The following is a 15635-nucleotide window of genomic DNA, read 5'->3' as shown; positions in this document are numbered from 1 at the left end:
CTTTTGTAGTTTCCTTTATTTTCTGTCTAACCTTTATATCTCTCTTGGAAAAACTAAAGAATAATCAAAACATAACCGTTTATAAAATCATTTGTTCTCTCACATTTTCCATCCTAATCTATTCACTATTTTCTATTATTTTGCTTAAATCTTAAATGTGAGTTAATACCCTAGCCCACTTTTAATCTAGTGGGTTATTTTTTATGAATCAAATTCATAGTGCGTTGCAAAATTAAAACAAGCTATAACATCAAAAAAAAGAGCAGTACTTGGTTGAAGGACCAGCATTGCTCGGTTATTGGACTATAGATTCGCATTGTCAGGTTCATAGAGTAACGTTACCGTCTTCGTCTTTTCGTCCCAATCGTAGTCGACTTGGAACACTTCCCGCAACAATTGAAGAGGAATGTATGTTTTGCTGTTTACAATTTCCGGCATGGTTGTAAGTATCGTATCTTTGCTGTTCACCTTCATCTTGTTCGTCAATGAGTTCCATGTAATATCGGCTACATCTCCCTCGATGTACACCGTACGGCTGCTTGCTTCCCAACGCACCTTCAGATCCAGGTTGGGACTGATATCTTTAATTGGCAAATAAGTCATATCGTGGAGGATGAGACTATCCGCCGCAATTGGTTCGCCATCTTTGTTCAATATTTGCACTAAGGGCTGAGCAGCTTCTACGGACTGATTAGGTTGCTCTGCGGTGTCGGCCGCAGCTGCAGCAAGCGGCATGCTTAATGACAATAACAGACACCCGAGCAACACATGTATACTATATTTGCGGAATGAAAAATGCATAGAAACCGGAAACCTCCTTTACCAGTTATAACGTTTGGCGAGTAAAAAAGTTGCAATGAAGAAAATCTTTTTTCTGGACAAGCAATAAAAAGTCGTGAGACAATAAGTTTAATTTCGTCAATGACATATCATGGAAATCTTTCGCGATACGGGGAGGATTACGCTTGACAGATAAAATAATCGTCATCGCTCTGTTTACGCTATGTATTCACATGTTTGAAACCTTGTCGTATGCCGTCCGCTATGCCGGAGTTCGAGTCGGCCGGTTAGCGGTCTCACTGTCTCTGACCGGTATTATCGTGCTTGTCTCCCGCACCTCCAATCTGATACAAGCGCCTATGACGGGCAAAGTGATCGACTATGCAAGGGAACGCCCGGAATTCGACCTGGAATCCAATATTCGCATCATTATCGGTTCCTCGACGATTGGAACGCTGCTTGCATTACTATTGTTTCCTACCGCCGTGCTGTTGGCTACCCGCGTAATACGCCACTTAGAAGTGTCGGGATCGATTCCCAAAATGATTACTTCGGTATCGCTTGATCAGTTGAAGCATGTCAAGCATCATATCCGCAAGCCTACGTGGAAGATGCTCGCATCCTTGCGGATTATGGGTATACCGAAACGTCTGCTTCTTCTGAATAGCTGCGTGACAGGGATTTATACGATCGGAGTGATGTCTGCCCTGTACGCTTCTGTCCTTACTGCTGAATTCAGCACTGCCGCGTCTCAATCATCAGGCTTCATCAACGGAGTGGCGACCGTTCTATTGACCATATTCGTCGACCCGCAAATGGCTATGCTAACGGACCGGGCAATTGCAGATACTGCTGCGCGGCAGCGATTGGGCAAAATATTCGCGCTGCTCATCATGTCGCGTGCGTTAGGAACCGTGTTGGCCCAGCTGTTTTTCTATCCGGCTGCGCTATGGATTTCATGGATTGTGCAATACCTTTAATAGAAAATGATGATATTTACACATTAACCCAAATCAACCTAAATGAACATGGTATTAATTTCAATATTATCATAAACAAGAATGATTTCGTCTATATTTCCTGCAAAAACCGGCACTTCTTAGCAAAGGGAGCGGCGGTTTTTTGTTGGTTATCATTGACAAAATGAATGCAATGCACTTTAATTATGAATATAAAATAAAATTATTCATAAAATCATAAGGGGTGTGCATGATGCCGCGATTTAGTGAACAGGAGAAAGAAAACATTCGGCGGGAGCTGCAACGGAAAGGAAAGCAGTTGTTTGCTTTGTACGGGCTGAAGAAGACGAGCGTCGCCGATTTAACCAAAGCGGTGGGCATTGCCCAAGGGACGTTTTATTTGTTCTATCCGTCCAAGGAAGAGCTGTATTTCGAGCTGCTTGAGCAGGAGGAGGAGACCATTCGGGAGCGGCTTACCGGCGCCTATTTTCAAAGCGGGTCTCCCGTGAGCCGGGAGACCTTCAAGCGCTTTTTGCACGAAGCGCTTGCCACGATGGAGAACAATCCGTTTTTGCGGCAGCTATACGATGAAGAAATGATGGAAGCCTTATTCCGCAAGCTTCCGCCTGACAAGTTGGAGCGTCACTTTGCCAGAGATGCGGATGATCTGCTGCCGGTTATCGCGCTCGGACAGCAGCAAGGGTGGATGAAGCCTCAGCAGCCGGAGACCATCGTCAGCCTGATCCGTTCGCTCATTCTGCTGGCTTTGCAGAAGCACCTTATCGGCGAGGAGCGATACGGCGATACGATGAGGTTATTTGTTGATCTGATCGCGGATGGGTTAATTATCGAACCGAACGAGGTGGAACAGGCATGATGGAAGTGAAGCAGCTGCGATTCAAATATCCCGGACATCGGCATTACACGCTGAAAGGGCTTGATTTTCACATTCCGCAAGGCGAAATTTTCGGATTTCTCGGGCCGTCCGGAGCGGGAAAGAGCACGACGCAGAAAATCCTTATCGGCATGCTGAAGCACTACGAGGGCAGCGTGCGCATCATGGGGAAGGAACTGAAAGATCAGGGTCGCGATTATTATAATGCTATCGGTGTGGCGTTCGAATTTCCGAACTTTTACAGCCGATTTACGGCGTTGGAAAATTTGGATCTTTTCCGTTCACTGTACGATGTGAAGACTGAGGAACCGAAGCAGCTGCTCGCTCAATTGTCGCTTGAGGAGTACGGCCATACGAAAGTGTCCGATTTCTCCAAAGGAATGAAGATGCGCCTCAATCTATGCCGGGCGCTGATGCATCGGCCGGAGATACTGTTTCTGGACGAACCGACCTCCGGGCTTGATCCCGTAAATGCGAAGACCGTGAAAGATATCATTTTGCAGCTGAAATCGTTAGGGAAAACGATCATCATTACGACTCATAACATGAATGTCGCCGAGGCAATTTGCGATAGAGTCGCTTTTATCGTAGACGGGGAAATCCGCTTGATTGATGCGCCGCGCACGCTCAAAGTCCGGGCGGGGAAAAAAGCGGTATGCGTCGAGTACAGAGAAGGCGCAGCACTGAGACGGGCCGACTATCAATTAGAGGGAATCGGCGCCAACGAATCGTTCCTCCGGCTGCTCCGGAGCGGTTCGGTTGAGACGATACACACGCAAGAGGCTTCGTTGGATCAGCTGTTTATCCAAGTGACAGGGAGAACGTTGACATGAATAATAAAGCTATTGCTCTGCGCTCTCGGCTGCCTTATTCGAGTGTGCGCCGTTTCTTCGGCTCATGGAGACAAGATATGAAGCTCCAGTTCCGTCATCACTTTTATAGCGCCTATTTGCTAATCAGTATCGCTTACATCATTCTTCTGCGGATGCTGCCTGATACCTATCAAGCCGATTTGAATGTGCTGCTGACGTTTTCTGATCCGAGCATGCTCGGGTTCTTCTTCATCGGCGGACTCATCTTGCTTGAAAAAGGACAGCATATTCATGACAACCTGTTCGTTACACCTTATTCGCCGGCATCCTATATCTGGTCGAAGACGCTCTCGCTGACATGTCTGTCGCTTATAAGCAGCTTATTCATCCATATGAGCACCTTCGGCATCCACCAGCGCATCGGCGTGTTTATTGCTGGCGTTGCGCTCACTGCCGTCTTTTTTACTTTGGTCGGATTGGGGGTTGCCGTTCGCTGCCATACGGTTAACGGGTTTTTCTTCTCATCTGTCTTGTATTCTACTATTCTCGTGCTGCCTGTGCTAGAAACAATGCAGGTCTATTCAAGCAAGCTCTTTCTGCTCTTTCCCGCTACCGGATCGCTGCTGCTGCTGACATCGGTTTTCAAGCCCATATCAGGCGCAGACACGAGTTACGCGATAGCTTGCTTACTCATCTGGATTGGCATTGCATTCTATTGGGCGCATAGTTCCATGCAATCTTTTTTATTCGGTCATCCAAAAAGGGGGACGCACGCATGAATCGTGCTGCACAGCTGCTGCTTAGTGATATGAAGCAGGTCAAACGCGACCCGATGCTTATTTTTATTGCGGTTGCCCCCTTATTGCTGGTGCTGGCGTTGAAATACGGGGTGCCGCTCGTCTCGGCGCAGTTCGCCGCACAGGCGCGATTTGATCTAACCGTCCATTACGGAGTAATGTTCGGCACATCCGTCTTGCTCATTCCTCTCGTTATCGGCGTGATGGCAGGTCTGCTCATGCTCGACGAAAGAGATGAGCAGTTAATTGCCTACTATGCGATTACCCCGCTCTCGCAAAAAGGGTATTTCATTCATCGGCTGACTCTGCCGACGCTATTATCCGGCATCTATATTTTACTGGCGTTTGTCATGGCGGATTTCTCGGCTTGGAGCGCCGGCCAATATGGGTTTGCCTTTGCAATGCTGCTGTTGGAAGGTCCGATGATGGCCCTTTTGTTGACCTCGTTCGCCTCCAACAAAGTGGAAGGGCTGGCATGGTCCAAGCTGGGCGGACTGTTGATCTTCATTCCGGTGCTCGCCTGCCTGCTGCCGGAGCCATGGCGCTGGGGCGCGGCAGTGACACCGACCTTTTGGGTTATTGAACTATTTGTCCATAACCGGATCGCGCAATGGAATGAGCCGGAGCTTCTACTCGTCGGCGGCATCGGACTGGGGGTTCACCTTATATTTATTACGGTTCTGTACCGGAAGTATGCAAGCACGATAGCTTAAAGCGTTGTTATGATCTCGGAAGATGGTACTTTCTCTTCTCTCCCGAATCAACGGAATGACGGCCCGTGCCGTCACTGTCGACCGCCACGTCACTGTCATCGTACTGCCGCTCCGTTTTCTGTCGAGAAACGAGCGGCCTTTTTATGCCGTCATGAGCAGAGTTTTCCTGCAAAAATATGTTGAAATCTGTTGTAATTTGATAGTTGTATAGTAATATGAAAATAGTTGATTTTTTCCAAGTATCTCGTGGAATAGGAGTGCACCAACCTTTATGACAGGGACAGTTCAGCCAAAAGTGGTAGTGCTTGGCGGCGGAATCGCTGGCATGAGCGCTGCCCATGAGTTAATGGAACGGGGGTTTCAGGTTTCCGTATATGAGTGGAGACAGATTCCAGGAGGTAAAGCGCGCAGCATGCCTGTTCCGAATTCGGGAAAGGATGGACGCCACGATTTGCCGGGAGAGCATGGCTTTCGCTTCTTCCCGAAATTTTACAAACATATAACCGATACGATGAAACGCATACCGTATAAAGGTCATAGACATAGCGTGCACCACAACCTCATTGAAGGGACGAATCTGGGACTGGCATTTTTCGATCGGCCGATGCAGCCCTTCCTGACTGAATTTCCACAATCGATCAGCGGCTGGAGGACGTTGCTCAAATCCCTGTTCGACAACAATCTGGAACTTGGCGAGCAAGATATTGAACAATACGTGTCCTGCTTATGGCAAGTGCTGACGAGTTGCGATGAGAGGCGTCTATTGGATTACCAACGCACCGCTTGGTGGGATTTTCTGCAAGCGGAGAAGCAGTCGGCGCAATTCCGCAAAATATTTACGGGCTTGACACGTATTCTCGTAGCCGCCAGAGCGCAGGAGGCGAACGCCTGCACGGTCGGAACGGTCGGGGCGACCATCATGCTCGATATGGTGCTTCCGGGGGGAAGCGCAGACCGTTTATTGAACGGTCCGACCAACGATGTCTGGCTCAATCCGTGGCTTGACCATCTGCGTTCGGGAGGAGTCGATTACCGCCTCGGGGCGAAGGTCGAATACATACATTGCCGGCAAGGGCGCATTCAGGGAGTGACCGTTACAGAGAACGGCCGCACCAGGATGGTGACGGGAGATTATTATATCGCCGCGCTTCCGGTCGAAGTCATGGCGGGCTTGTTGAATGAAGATTTGGTCGAGGCGGATCCTCTGCTATGCGGGTTGACGGAGCTGGCAGAGAACGTAGAATGGATGAATGGCATCCAGTTTTATTTGCGGGAAGATGTGCCGATTATCCATGGCCATGTCATTTATATGGATAGCCCATGGGCGCTGACATCGGTGTCGCAGGCGCAATTTTGGCCGCACTTTGATTTGAGCCAATACGGGAATGGCGAGGTGAAGGGAATCATCTCCATCGATGTGTCAGACTGGAGAACTCCCGGCATCCTATATGGGAAGCCGGCCATGGAATGCTCCAGAGAAGAAATTCGGAACGAAGTGTGGGAACAGTTGAAGCGGAGTCTGAACCAAGGGAAGACGGTGTTGGCTGACGATATGGTGGTGACGTGGTATTTGGATGAAGATATTCAATTTCCCAATCCGCATGAAGCGATTAATATGGAGCCATTGCTCGTGAATCACGTGAATACATGGAACCTGCGGCCTAATGCGTATACGGCGATACCTAACTTGTTCCTCGCTTCGGATTATGTGCGGACGAACACGGACTTGGCAACGATGGAAGGGGCGAATGAGGCGGCAAGACGGGCGGTCAATTGCATTATCGAACTGTCCGATATGGATGTGTCTCCTTGCAAAATATGGGACATGTACGATTATCCATTGTTATCGGCTTGGCGTTCCAATGATCGTTCCCGCTTCCAGAAAGGACTGCCATGGAACGGGAAAATAATCGGTTGACGCCTTCATTTCCGCGTGCCGTATCTTACCAGGAAAGGAACGGTCAACGTTGATTCAGTCCATCATAGCGTATGAATTCAAGGGATTGCTCTACATTATGAGCGCATGTCTCATGTTCCTTATCATTACCCCTCAATTCATGTTCGCCAATTATCGCCGCAAAATTTTATTTATTCTCATTTTGTTTGTGCTTACGTTTTTTTACACGCAATATGAAGATATCGATCCGCTCGTATACGGTATTCATCTTACACCGGTGTCGCTGGCATTAGCGGCGTTATTCGAAGGCTTTTTGCCGGGAATTTTTACTTGGGCCGCGTTTAATGTTTGCACCATCGTCATGATGGATGATTTTTTGCCGACGGTTATCGGCTCTACGCTGCTGCTCATTTTGGGACTTATCTTTCATTACAAGCAGGTGCTGCGCAGCACGTATTGGCAAATTTGCCTCATTTCGATGACGCTCATCACGGTATATTTGCTCGGATTTTTATCCGTATTCGACAATTGGGATACAGTAAGCGGTACCGAGGTTGGAGTTGCCGTTATCGGTTCCTACTTGTCTTCCATGTACGTGAGTTATATTTATAATCATGTCAAAAATCAAGAGAAAATGCGGGAAGAGCTCTTCCTTGCGGAGAAGTATCAAGTCATCGGCCAATTGGCGGCATCCATTTCTCATGAGATTCGCAATCCGCTGACGACAGCACAAGGCTTTCTGCAGCTGATGAACCGGGATAACCTGACTCCGGCGCAACTGGAAACGTATCGGAGTTATGCCGTGTCAGGCATCGAACAGGCGAACTCCATCATTACCGATTACTTGAATTACGCGAAGCCGGCAGTGGAGTTGGCACGTCCGATTCATGTCCAAGAAGAGATCGACGGCATTATTCCGATGATGTCGCCGCTTTGCGTCATATCCAAGATTGAAGTGGTCATCAAGCATTTATCGAAGCAGCCGATTCATGTGATGGGCGAAGCGAAGAAATTCCAACAATGCTTGCTCAACATCATGAAAAATGCGGTGGAATCGATGCCGGACGGCGGCGTGCTGACAGTGACGACCTGGTCGGACAATGAAGGCGTTCATATCCACATTAAGGATACCGGAGTCGGAATGAGCGATTATCAGATTAAGCGCATCGGTATGCCTTTTTATACGACGAAGGAGAAAGGGACCGGACTTGGCTTGATGGTCGTCATCAGTCTCGTGAAGGCGATGAACGGGACTATCGCGTATTACAGCCGTCAGGATGAAGGAACGACCTGCGTGTTGAAGTTCAAACAGATCATCGTGTAATACGATACAGCCCAGCCATGAATAATTGCAACTTATGGCTGGGTTTTTTTATTGTAGAATATGGTATAATGCGGAATCCTAGCTGGTCATGGAAATGGAGATTAAGAAATCAGGGGCCAAATCAAGCGTGTGATAGAAAGTTCAAGGATGAATAGGAGTTAATGCAATGAATTCAATCGAAACGGAGCAGCCAATTTCAAACCATATCGAACGAACGCGCAAGCGGTTCATCTTCGGATTTTCGGCCGTTATGGCAGCGGCATGGATGTTGTTGTTCTTTTTCAGCATGGATATCGGATTGTGGGGTACGGCCAGCCTTTTCGCTTTGTTTGCGCTTTTCTTTGTCGTGTCTGTCGTATGGGCGATCATCGACATCATCGTTTCTATCGTAAAACGAAGATCGTTTGGTTATTGGGCGCTCATACTCATACCGATCGCTGCGCAGCTAGCCGCCGTCTATATCGCCCTGGAGCTTCCATTGCATCAGACCCGTGCGGCCCTGGACGATTGGATGTATCGCGAGCAGCGGCAGCGGGTCATCGAGCGCTTGACGCAAGGCGGCTGGGACACAGGCGGCTCCGAACATGATCAGATCATGCAGCTGCCGGAAGATCTCCGTCATCTCTCCCGCGGGGGAGGAGAAATTGTGGTTGTACGGAACGGAGAATCGCTTCAAGTGCTGTTTTTTACGATACGCGGGATGTTGGATAATTTTTCAGGACTTGTGTATGTGTCAGAAGGGAAGCCGGATGGAGAAATGCTCGGGGCCAAAATAGTAAAGCAGAAGGAACTCGGCAAACATTGGTTCTGGATTTCCGGCACTTGAGTACGAAGGATGAACCACAGAAGTTGAGGGGATAGGATGGCTAAACCGGTAAAACTGCCGCTGACGACGGAAGAAAAAGGACATTCCCGGGCTGCTGAGCACCGGAACGTCCTTTTTTGATAATAAACTATAGCCCGTGCACAACCGTTTCTTCATCGTCTGCGCTAATCAGCGGCGACAGCGGCTGATCCGCATCATGCAGCACCCACAGCTCATGCAGAGCGCGCGTGCAGCCGACATAGAGCAGCTTGGCATCAAGCGGATCGGAAGGGTAGTGGTCGGCGTCTGCATCCATCAAGAGTACCGCGTCGAACTCCAGGCCTTTGGAGAGATAAATCGGGAGCACCGATATGCCGCCCTCGTATTGCTGCTCATTGCCGTCGATAAGATGGATTTTCTTATCCGGGCTGTGCAAGCTCAATCTCGCATGCAGGGCTCGCGCCTCTTCCGCTGTGCGAGTGAGCAGCGCTATTGTATTATAGCCGCTGCTTCCGAATTGAGCGAGAGCCTGTGTGAGCAGCTCGGACTGCTGACCGGAAGGTTCAGCGACGAGCCGGACTTTCTGTCCGCTGCGGAATACCGGAATCGCCAGCATGTCGGTGCGGACGCCACGCTCAAGCACGACATTCGCGAAATGGATAATTTCCATCGTGGAGCGGTAGCTGCGCGTCAACGCAAAATAATCGGTCGCTTCAGGCTCGAACAGGCCGCGCATTTCCGACCAATCGTGTATGCCGGCATACGCATGGATGCCCTGAGACAAATCGCCCAATATCGTGAACGAATGATTTCTGGCAAAAGCGTCGAGCACGGCTATCTGGAGCGGTGAGAAATCCTGGGCTTCATCGATGACGATATGATCGTAACGGTAATCGCCCGGTATTCCGTGCAGGCGGACATGCAAATAGAGCAGCGCTGCCAAATCTTCGTTTCTGACGGTGTTCTTTTTCAAATAAGCTGCCGTTTCTTTGCAGATCTTGGCTGGAATGACCATTCGATCATCGCCTGCGGCGGCGTTGCCCTTCGGATCGAATAACGTCTTGTACAATGCCAGCGCATCGAAGGCCGCCCATTTCTTCATATAAGCCTTCATCCGCTGGGCAGATGATTTCTTCTTCGCCTTATGCTGCTCCTTGGAGCGCTCCTGCTTCAGCTCCATCTCAATCCAGCGCTGAATCCGCGCCCTAACGCGTTCTTTGCGTTTCGCAAGCTCGTAGGAACGATACTCCTCATGGTACCAGACGGCAATAGTTGCGAAGCTGAGCAACGCGCCGTCCCATGGACTGAAATCTGCCTCAGGTACGGCTTGCCGCTCCATGCGGGTCAATTGCTCGTCCATGTGAGTTTTGAAGGCAAGCGAGCCTTTGAAGCGGCCTGATGCTTGATCATCAAGCATTGGACGGTTGTTCAATGATCCGTACCACAACTCGATCTGTTCCATCGGCGAAGCCAGCTGCACCATATCCTCTAAGCCGGTCACTTCCAACGCCCATTCCGGGAACGTGCGCTGCTGGATATTTCCGACGCCGAGCTCGGGAAGAACATCGGATATATAGTCGAGGAACATGCGGTTCGGTGCGAAAATCATCATTTTTTCCGCGCGTATTTGCTCTTGGTACTGATACAACAAGAAGGCAAGCCGGTGCAGCGCAACGGTCGTCTTGCCGCTCCCTGCTACCCCTTGAATGAACAGCGCCATATTTTTCGGAGCGCGGATAATCCGATCCTGCTCTGCCTGAATGGTCGAGACGATATCGCGCAGCCGGTTATCTTTGTTCTCGCCCAAGCGATAGACGAGGAACTCATCCGTCACGTGGCTCTCGCCTTCGGACCGGTTGTACGTATCCACGACCCGCTGCAAGGCCTGACCCCGGATGACAAGGTTGCGCTTCAAATGGACGTGGCCCTCGACAGAGCCTTCGGGCGCTTCGAACGTTACCGGCTCGATTCCGCCGGAGAAGGAGTAGAACAGGCTCGCAATCGGCGCCCGCCAATCGATGACGAGCGGATAGGCAGCGGAACGGCCCGGTTCGACCTCGCGGTCTACGCCATGCTTGCCGATATATAGAGCGGAAGGAGCCGGTTTGCCCATCTCTTCAAAATCAAGGCGGCCGAAGTAAGGCTCCTTCAAAGCCCGCTTCAGCCGCTGTCGTCGCAGTTCGCGTGTATCTTCCATCACTTGCTCGGTGAAATCATGCCCCGTATATACAGGAATCTCCACGAGCCGTCGGTATTGACGATCGATTTCTTCCATCGTATCCCGCAGCCGGAGCTCCTCTTCTTGATAGGCACTTTGAAACGCATCGCTCACTTTCAGTTACCTCCTAAGAATCATAATTAACGATCCAACCATACTGCCAGATTCAAAATATCCAGCTAAACAATCCAATGAAACGACGGAAAAAAAGTTGTCTCTTGACTTTCCTCACTTCTGTGCAAAAATGGAAAAAGGAATGATAACTATATCATAACCTGCCAGAAATAGCAATGAACAAAGAGGTGACCGTATGCAGCCAGTGCGCAAGACCCTGCAGCCAAAGCCGCGTTCCAAGCTTCGCCTCGTCTGCGGTCGATTGGCCTTCACGATGCTGCGAAGATGGAAGTGGTTCCGAATGCGCAATCAGTTGGCACGGCAACGCACCGTTACGCAGCTTCCCCACGTTATTGTCCGTCATACGACGCCGCTCTTCCGCAAGCTTAGGGATGTAGACGTGCAGCTTCAACATAATAAAGCACATAATCTATCTTTGGCCGTAGAACGTTTGGATCAGGTGACGATAATGCCGGGCGAGACATTCTCCTATTGGCGGCTCATCGGCAAGCCCACTCGCCGCAAAGGTTACGTCGACGGGATGATCCTCTTCTGCGGGCGCATGCGCATCGGAGTGGGCGGAGGGCTGTGCCAACTTTCCAATCTGATCTACTGGATGGCGCTGCATACTCCGCTTCAAGTCGTGGAACGGCACCGTCACTCTTATGATGTCTTCCCGGACAGCGGCCGTACGCAGCCCTTCGGCAGCGGAGCCACATGCTCGTATAATGATTTGGATCTGATGCTTTTCAATCCGACCGGAAATCCGTTTCAGTTGGAGCTTACGCTGACCGGCGATGCGCTTGCCGGGGCTTGGCGTTCGACGAATCCGGCGCGCTATAGATACGAAGTGTATGAGCGTGATCACGCCATTCGGCAAGAGCATTGGGGAGGGTATGTGAGGCATAATATATTGTATCGCAAAGCATTCAATGCTGATGGAGATTGCTGCGCAGACGAATATGTGACTGAAAATCACGCTCTTATGATGTATGCGCCCTTGCTCGAGGCAGATGTCTCGGCGCAATCATGCAGCCAGGAGGAATGTAAATGAGAGAGCATGGTCAGGAAGCGAAGGCGGAACAGAAAAAAACGAAGAAAAGCCATTGGGCCCGCTATGCCGGGCTGTGTGCCGCACTGGCACTAATGATGGGCCTGCTGAGCGGCTGTGTGCCGGGAGACGGCTCTTACACGCAAGCGGATCCGGCGGGATTTTTCTGGGGCATCTGGCATGGCTGGATCGCCCCGATTTCGCTCATCATCGGCGTTTTCAACGGGGACATTCGCGTGTATGAGGTGAACAATACGGGCTGGTGGTACGATCTTGGATTTTACTTGGCCATATTGGGCGGCTTCGGCGGGTTTTCGCTTAGCCGCAGGAAACGGCGCGACGATTAGGCGTGCAATCGTGCAATGATAATAAGGGACCGGGAGCGGGGCTTCGCATCGATGGATGCGGGCTCTTTTTTTTTAGCGGCGATGTTGCAACAGGACAGCATGATTTCACTAAATATTACAAAAACGAAAGGTTGCCGTAAGGTATACCAATGGCTTCGGTTACCATTAAGGATTACAGTGTTGATATAAAGATTACTCCGAAGGAGCGTGCTTATTACCGATGTTAGAAGTCCGGAACGTATCGAAAGTATATGAAGGCAAAGTAGCTTATAAAGCGCTGGCGAATTTGAATTTGACCGTTCAGAAAGGGGAATTCGTCGGCGTTATGGGACCGTCCGGCAGCGGGAAGACGACCTTGCTCAATGTCGTCTCTACCATTGACAAGCCCTCATCAGGCGAGGTATTCATCGGCGGTCAGCAAATCCATAAATTGAGCAAGCGCCAGTTGGCGTTGTTTCGCCGCCAAGAGCTCGGCTTTGTCTTTCAAGATTTTAATCTGCTGCAGACACTGACGGTAAAAGAGAATATCATCTTTCCGCTCACACTGGAAAATGTGAGCATCAAAGAGCAGGATGAACGGGTAAACCGGATTGCCGATAAGCTCGGCATCACCCACATACTGAACAAGCGCACTTACGAAATATCGGGCGGACAATGCCAACGCACAGCCATCGCACGGGCCATCATCCATGATCCGAAGCTGATATTGGCGGATGAGCCGACCGGCAACCTTGATTCGAAATCGGCAAAGGACGTGCTTGAGACTCTGCAAAGGCTGAACAAGGAAGAAGAAGCCACGATGATGATGGTTACGCATGACGCTCAGGCGGCCAGCTACTGCGATCGCGTCATCTTCATCAAGGACGGCTCGTTGTACCGGGAGCTTCACCGGGCGAATGGCCGGGACGTGTTCTTCCAAGAAATCATGAATGTATTGTCGGCAATAGGGGGAACGGAAGATGAATTTTCGGCAGTTCGCGTTTAAAAACGTATTTCGCAATAAACGGCTGTATGCTGGCTATTTCTTCAGCTGCGCCTTCTCGGTCATGATTTTCTTCGTCTATTCGATGCTGGCGTTTCATCCTGAATTAAGCTTTCAAGGTCAAGGCACTTACGGCAAAGGCGCGCAGACGGGAATGGATGTGGCGCAATATATTATTTATGTGTTTACGTTTTTCTTTATTCTGTATTCCATGAGCGTCTTTCTGAAGTCACGTAAAAAGGAATTCGGCATATGCATTATGCAGGGGATGTCCGATATGCAGCTGAGACGGCTCGTCTTCCTGGAGAATATCATTATCGGACTCGCGGCGACTGTATCTGGGATTGCAATTGGCCTTGTACTGTCCAAGGGGATGCTCATGCTGGGCTCCTCGGTGTTGTCGCTGGAGAAATCGCTGGCCTTTTACATGCCGGTGAAGGCGATTTGGCTCTCCTTTGCCGCGTTCACGCTGTTATTTTTATTTATTTCGTTGTTTACTGCCACGATTTTGCGCAGCAGCTCGCTAATCGATCTGCTGAAAGGAACGGCCAAGCCAAAGCCGGAGCCGAAAGCTTCGCGCGTGCTTGCCATATTGGCTGCTGTGCTGCTCATCATTGGCTACGCCATCGCATTTGTCGTCAAGGGGATTCTCGTTATATTCGCGCTGTTGCCCGTGGCGGTTATCGTCAGCGTGGGAACGTATTTCTTATTTACGCAATTGAGCGTCTATATCATTCATAAGCTGAAAAACAACAAAAAGCTGTACCGCAGCAACACGAACATGATTACGCTGTCTGATTTGGCGTACCGCATGAAAGACAACGCCCGCATGTTCTTCCTGGTGGCGATCATCTCTACCGTCGCCTTTACGGCCATCGGCACGCTGGTGGGAATAAAGTCGATGTTCACCAACATGATGTCGGCGTCGACGCCGCCTTTGAAATATGTATCATATGTTGAGAATAAGCAGGCTGGAGAGCATACCGCGCTCATCGAACAAATGCTGGGGCAAGAAAACATTGCCTTCGAGTCCATGGTCATCAAAAAGAAAAGTGCCGCCGATGCCGAAACAGACAAGGATTATTCCTTCATTGCCGCGTCTGATTATAATCGCATCATCAAGGGAGATGTCGCGATAGGCAAGGATGAAGCGCGCTTATTCTATGCGGATGACCTGAACATGGGCTACGACAGAGGCAGCAAGGGGCAGGAGAAAAAGCTGACGCTCATGGACCGGAAGCTTACGGTCACGGAAAACACGGTGATGCCGTCTTCGCTGATGCAGAGCGTGGGAGGCTCTAATATCGCGGTTGTATCCGACGATGTGTTCCAAGCGCTGCCGAAATCTGAATCCGATTCTGCCATGTACGTGTACGACGTTGCAGATTGGAAGCAGACGCTGGGCGTTTCGAAGAAATTGATGAAGGAATTGAAAGGGAACGGAGAGCACTACCGCTTTTCATCGCGAGCGTATGAATTGAACGACATCAATCAAGGATTCGGACAAATCCTGTTGACGGGCCTGTTCATCGGCGCAGTGTTCTTCGTCGCCGCGGGAAGCTTCCTGTACTTCCGGCTGTATGCCGACCTGGATAACGACCGCATACAATACCGGGCCATCAGCAAGCTCGGGTTGACGGAAGGCGAATTGTCCAAGATCGCATCCACCCAAATCGGGCTGCTGTTCTTCGTGCCGATCATCGTTGCCGTCATCCACGGCGCGGTCGCCTTGAACACGCTCCAGAACACGTTCAATCAAAATCTGGTGGTGGAATCTTCGCTCGTCCTGGGTTCTTTCTTGGTCATTCAGATCATCTATTTCGTATTCATTCGCGCGAACTATGTGAAGAAGCTGAAAAGCGTAATGTAGGGATTTGCATAGTATTCAAGCGTAAGGAGCAAGCCGGATACCGGCTTGCTCCTTATTTGCTTGTTCACTGG

Annotated in this window: 14 protein-coding genes; 12 read left to right on the top strand and 2 right to left on the bottom strand. The window is 50.1% G+C overall.

What is annotated here, in order from left to right; genetic code table 11:
- Positions 1-303 precede the first annotated feature (303 nt).
- Positions 304-801: a copper amine oxidase N-terminal domain-containing protein gene (locus JSQ80_RS01070; RefSeq protein WP_206094014.1), complete on the bottom strand. Its 498-nt coding sequence runs from the start codon at positions 799-801 to the stop codon at positions 304-306.
- A 164-nt stretch (positions 802-965) separates the two neighbouring features.
- Between JSQ80_RS01070 and JSQ80_RS01065 the strand changes: the two genes are divergently transcribed.
- The 8 genes from JSQ80_RS01065 (at position 966) to JSQ80_RS01030 (ending at position 9003) form a co-directional block, all read left to right on the top strand.
- Positions 966-1760 (top strand): lipid II flippase Amj family protein, encoded by a 795-nt coding sequence (locus JSQ80_RS01065; RefSeq protein ID WP_087433631.1) that lies wholly within the window; start codon positions 966-968, stop codon positions 1758-1760.
- Between the two features lie 229 nt (positions 1761-1989).
- Positions 1990-2616, top strand: coding sequence for a TetR/AcrR family transcriptional regulator (locus tag JSQ80_RS01060; RefSeq protein ID WP_240463441.1), 627 nt, complete (start codon positions 1990-1992; stop codon positions 2614-2616).
- A complete protein-coding gene (locus JSQ80_RS01055; protein ID WP_206094013.1) occupies positions 2613-3467 on the top strand; it encodes an ABC transporter ATP-binding protein in 855 nt (284 codons plus the stop codon). Before JSQ80_RS01060 ends, JSQ80_RS01055 begins: the two co-directional genes overlap by 4 nt.
- On the top strand, positions 3464-4225 hold the full coding sequence (locus JSQ80_RS01050) for a fluoroquinolone export ABC transporter permease subunit (protein WP_206094012.1): 762 nt from the start codon (positions 3464-3466) through the stop codon (positions 4223-4225). Before JSQ80_RS01055 ends, JSQ80_RS01050 begins: the two co-directional genes overlap by 4 nt.
- The gene (locus JSQ80_RS01045) at positions 4222-4956 is read left to right on the top strand and encodes an ABC transporter permease (RefSeq protein ID WP_206094011.1); all 735 of its coding nucleotides are present in this window, start codon (positions 4222-4224) and stop codon (positions 4954-4956) included. The genes JSQ80_RS01050 and JSQ80_RS01045 overlap by 4 nt, the downstream gene beginning before the upstream one ends.
- A gap of 271 nt (positions 4957-5227) precedes the next feature.
- A complete protein-coding gene (locus JSQ80_RS01040; protein ID WP_206094010.1) occupies positions 5228-6874 on the top strand; it encodes a hydroxysqualene dehydroxylase in 1647 nt (548 codons plus the stop codon).
- A gap of 49 nt (positions 6875-6923) precedes the next feature.
- Entirely contained in the window at positions 6924-8177 is a 1254-nt protein-coding gene (locus JSQ80_RS01035; protein ID WP_087433637.1) for a sensor histidine kinase, read from the top strand.
- Positions 8178-8343: 166 nt separating this feature from the next.
- Positions 8344-9003 (top strand): hypothetical protein, encoded by a 660-nt coding sequence (locus tag JSQ80_RS01030; protein ID WP_206094009.1) that lies wholly within the window; start codon positions 8344-8346, stop codon positions 9001-9003.
- A 127-nt stretch (positions 9004-9130) separates the two neighbouring features.
- Here JSQ80_RS01030 and JSQ80_RS01025 read toward each other — a convergent pair whose 3' ends face one another.
- The gene (locus JSQ80_RS01025; RefSeq protein WP_206094008.1) at positions 9131-11314 is read right to left on the bottom strand and encodes a UvrD-helicase domain-containing protein; all 2184 of its coding nucleotides are present in this window, start codon (positions 11312-11314) and stop codon (positions 9131-9133) included.
- Positions 11315-11510: 196 nt separating this feature from the next.
- On the opposite strand from JSQ80_RS01025, the gene JSQ80_RS01020 reads away from it, so the two are divergent.
- The 4 genes from JSQ80_RS01020 to JSQ80_RS01005 all read left to right on the top strand — a co-directional run bounded on the left by JSQ80_RS01020 (position 11511) and on the right by JSQ80_RS01005 (position 15564).
- Entirely contained in the window at positions 11511-12368 is an 858-nt protein-coding gene (locus tag JSQ80_RS01020; protein ID WP_206094007.1) for a VanW family protein, read from the top strand.
- Positions 12365-12712, top strand: coding sequence for a hypothetical protein (locus tag JSQ80_RS01015; protein WP_240463439.1), 348 nt, complete (start codon positions 12365-12367; stop codon positions 12710-12712). Before JSQ80_RS01020 ends, JSQ80_RS01015 begins: the two co-directional genes overlap by 4 nt.
- Before the next feature lie 220 nt (positions 12713-12932).
- Entirely contained in the window at positions 12933-13697 is a 765-nt protein-coding gene (locus tag JSQ80_RS01010; RefSeq protein WP_087433640.1) for an ABC transporter ATP-binding protein, read from the top strand.
- Positions 13672-15564 (top strand): FtsX-like permease family protein, encoded by a 1893-nt coding sequence (locus tag JSQ80_RS01005; protein WP_206094006.1) that lies wholly within the window; start codon positions 13672-13674, stop codon positions 15562-15564. Before JSQ80_RS01010 ends, JSQ80_RS01005 begins: the two co-directional genes overlap by 26 nt.
- The last annotated feature ends 71 nt before the right edge of the window (positions 15565-15635 follow it).

The sequence above is a fragment of the Paenibacillus apiarius genome (assembly GCF_017052585.1).
Classification (GTDB): Bacteria; Bacillota; Bacilli; order Paenibacillales; family Paenibacillaceae; genus Paenibacillus_B; species Paenibacillus_B apiarius.
This window is presented reverse-complemented; position numbering and strand designations above follow the sequence as displayed.

Bases quoted from the DNA above. Each gene is read 5' to 3' on its own strand.
- JSQ80_RS01070 (WP_206094014.1), bottom strand. From the start codon at position 801: ATGCATTTTTCATTCCGCAAATATAGTATACATGTGTTGCTCGGGTGT.
- JSQ80_RS01060 (WP_240463441.1), top strand. From the start codon at position 1,990: ATGATGCCGCGATTTAGTGAACAGGAGAAAGAAAACATTCGGCGGGAG.
- JSQ80_RS01055 (WP_206094013.1), top strand. From the start codon at position 2,613: ATGATGGAAGTGAAGCAGCTGCGATTCAAATATCCCGGACATCGGCAT.
- JSQ80_RS01050 (WP_206094012.1), top strand. From the start codon at position 3,464: ATGAATAATAAAGCTATTGCTCTGCGCTCTCGGCTGCCTTATTCGAGT.
- JSQ80_RS01045 (WP_206094011.1), top strand. From the start codon at position 4,222: ATGAATCGTGCTGCACAGCTGCTGCTTAGTGATATGAAGCAGGTCAAA.
- JSQ80_RS01040 (WP_206094010.1), top strand. From the start codon at position 5,228: ATGACAGGGACAGTTCAGCCAAAAGTGGTAGTGCTTGGCGGCGGAATC.
- JSQ80_RS01030 (WP_206094009.1), top strand. From the start codon at position 8,344: ATGAATTCAATCGAAACGGAGCAGCCAATTTCAAACCATATCGAACGA.
- JSQ80_RS01020 (WP_206094007.1), top strand. From the start codon at position 11,511: ATGCAGCCAGTGCGCAAGACCCTGCAGCCAAAGCCGCGTTCCAAGCTT.
- JSQ80_RS01015 (WP_240463439.1), top strand. From the start codon at position 12,365: ATGAGAGAGCATGGTCAGGAAGCGAAGGCGGAACAGAAAAAAACGAAG.
- JSQ80_RS01010 (WP_087433640.1), top strand. From the start codon at position 12,933: ATGTTAGAAGTCCGGAACGTATCGAAAGTATATGAAGGCAAAGTAGCT.
- JSQ80_RS01005 (WP_206094006.1), top strand. From the start codon at position 13,672: ATGAATTTTCGGCAGTTCGCGTTTAAAAACGTATTTCGCAATAAACGG.